Source organism: Levilactobacillus senmaizukei DSM 21775 = NBRC 103853, assembly GCF_001592085.1.
Taxonomy (GTDB): Bacteria; Bacillota; Bacilli; order Lactobacillales; family Lactobacillaceae; genus Levilactobacillus; species Levilactobacillus senmaizukei.
The window spans coordinates 1-2,085 of sequence record NZ_BCWD01000051.1 but is presented as its reverse complement, the minus strand read 5'-3'; the positions used below and the strand labels follow the sequence as shown (position 1 = coordinate 2,085).

3 protein-coding genes are annotated in these 2,085 nt (G+C 37.6%); all 3 read right to left on the bottom strand.

The genetic code is table 11. The annotated features are described in order from the left end of the window. Positions 1-326: hypothetical protein (locus LSE01S_RS10520; protein WP_156470531.1), on the bottom strand; the 326-nt coding region annotated here is incomplete at its 3' end. Between the two features lie 115 nt (positions 327-441). Further along, complete coding sequence (locus LSE01S_RS10515; RefSeq protein ID WP_061777581.1) at positions 442-1,500, bottom strand: baeRF6 domain-containing protein; 1,059 nt, start codon at positions 1,498-1,500, stop codon at positions 442-444. 96 nt (positions 1,501-1,596) lie between these two features. Beyond that, positions 1,597-1,926 (bottom strand): MazG nucleotide pyrophosphohydrolase domain-containing protein, encoded by a 330-nt coding sequence (locus LSE01S_RS10510; RefSeq protein WP_061777580.1) that lies wholly within the window; start codon positions 1,924-1,926, stop codon positions 1,597-1,599. Positions 1,927-2,085 lie beyond the last annotated feature (159 nt).

The window sequence follows — 2,085 nt, the reverse complement described above, 5'->3', positions numbered from 1 at the left end:
GCCAGTTTAAAACTTTCGTTGATAAAGAAATTGCAAATTGAATCTGGTTTTGTTGAGACACGTTTACCAGTCTGGCGTTTGATCCCAGCAGGTAAATAGAACTTCTGGTGATGTCTGACTACTTTGCCAACATAGACGATTCGAGTTTGCTTTGCCTCGCGTTTTGTTAATGCTTTATCTGCGATATTGATTAGCTTGGTTTGAGTTTGGGGTGCTAATTGTTGGTTAGACTGAGTGTCGGAATTTGTTTTACTTGCGAGTACAGTTAGGGTACCTGCGATGATTAACAGGGCAATTGCCCAGATTGAAAATATCAGCTTTTTCATTATCGACTCTCCAAAAAATAATAGGCCCTTAGTTTATTATTTTTTGGTGGTTTTCGCAAGTCATCAAAAAGCTCACAGAACAGCCCCGTTTAGGCGTGCTCTGTGAGCTTTTCGATTAATAAGTTGTTGCTTCCAATAAGGCTGGTGATTGTGGTTCTTCTTGTTTAAGAACAACCACCTGACTGTTAATCTTTAAGGCACGAGAGATAATTCGGTTGATGTCATTGTATAGGTGGTCATCGACGCTATTGGATAGGTTACCAACGTTAACAATCAGCTTGTTTAGTTGGTTTGTATCAATTGCTTGGTCAATTTCAGCTGTGTCAGTTAATACCCGCTTGTTATTAATGGCAGCAACATCGTCAGTGATTGTTTCAACCTCTTGTTCACTGATTTCGTTGCTAGTGGTCTTTTCAATTTGGGCATTTGTTAAGTCCGTTGGGGATTTGCTAATTTGAATTTCAGATAGAGACAGCTTTTCTGAAATTCGTTTGAATAATGCCAGATTTTTAGGTAATCCCATTAAGACGATTGGAACAGTTAAGTCAATAGTTTCAACCAGATACTTATTGATTTCGCGGTAGTAACGCTCTAAATCAATCTGTTTTTCCTTGCTTGTTTCATTGTGGCCATGGAAAGTTGTTGAACCACCTTGACCAATAAAGTTAAGTTCACCACCACGTTTTTCTGATCCTAATGTTTCCACTAGGTCGGTTGGGGCGTCTGCATCTAATTTCACGGGTGCAACTGTTTTATCAACAATTTTGAATAGTCTGAATGATGTTCCCTCTAACGCTAACAAGTAATACATCTTGTTTGGTTGCTCACGTAAAATAGATAGTAAGTCGGGAGATTTGCTAATTGTTAACTTTACTTCGTCAACAGTTGTCCGTGGTAAAACGAACAACTCTAAAGTATTACCTTGAATGAATAACGTTATCCCTTGGTATGGTAGGTTCTGATCAATCAAGTTGTCTACCTGACGTTCAAGCTCTTTATAGTTTAACTCATGGTGTTCCATAGAATATTTTTTAATTTCTGTAAGCGCACTCTTTAAGTGCAGACGCTCATCTTGTTGGTATTTTAATTTATTTAAATTAATACTCAAGGTGAGTACATCTTCATTCGGAGTCAGTGTCTTCGGCAAGTTTTTCAGTGTAATTAGTTTTGTCATTTATGTCACGCTCCTTTTGTTTGTATAACTTTATTATAACAAAAAAGTGAGTAGGGAGGGTCAAATGAGTCTGATGCCTACCGTAGCAAATTTCCATTAAGCACCTTGATTTGATTCGAAACGTTTATTTAGCTTCTGCTCGCTATATTCCATTAAGGATGTGGGGTCAATGTCGTATTGACTACAAATTATCAGTACTTGGTCAATGACGTCTGCAAGTCCTTCGTTTAAGTTATCAAACTTTTCACAGGTTGATAGCTTGCGCTCACCTGGATGATCGCGACCGAATTCAATTGAACGGATTGCTCTTGACAGTTCACCAACCTCTTCGGTCAAATAATTTAGCCTAACTGGAGGAGTGTACTTATACCAATCTCGTTGTTTGTAAAAGTCTACTAACCAATTTTCATGATCTTTTAAATTCATCCACAATTCCTCCGTGATATTATTATCGTAGTGCTTTTAATTATATGATTGTGGATTGAAGTCAATATTTGAGACAGATTTTAAGAGACATTCAGAACCGCGTTTACCTTCCACAGCTCAAATAAATCATTAATCGCGATTAATAACTTATTTGAACCC

Coding starts and splice junctions, on each gene's coding strand:
- LSE01S_RS10515 (WP_061777581.1), bottom strand. CDS start 1,500: ATGACAAAACTAATTACACTGAAAAACTTGCCGAAGACACTGACTCCG.
- LSE01S_RS10510 (WP_061777580.1), bottom strand. CDS start 1,926: ATGAATTTAAAAGATCATGAAAATTGGTTAGTAGACTTTTACAAACAA.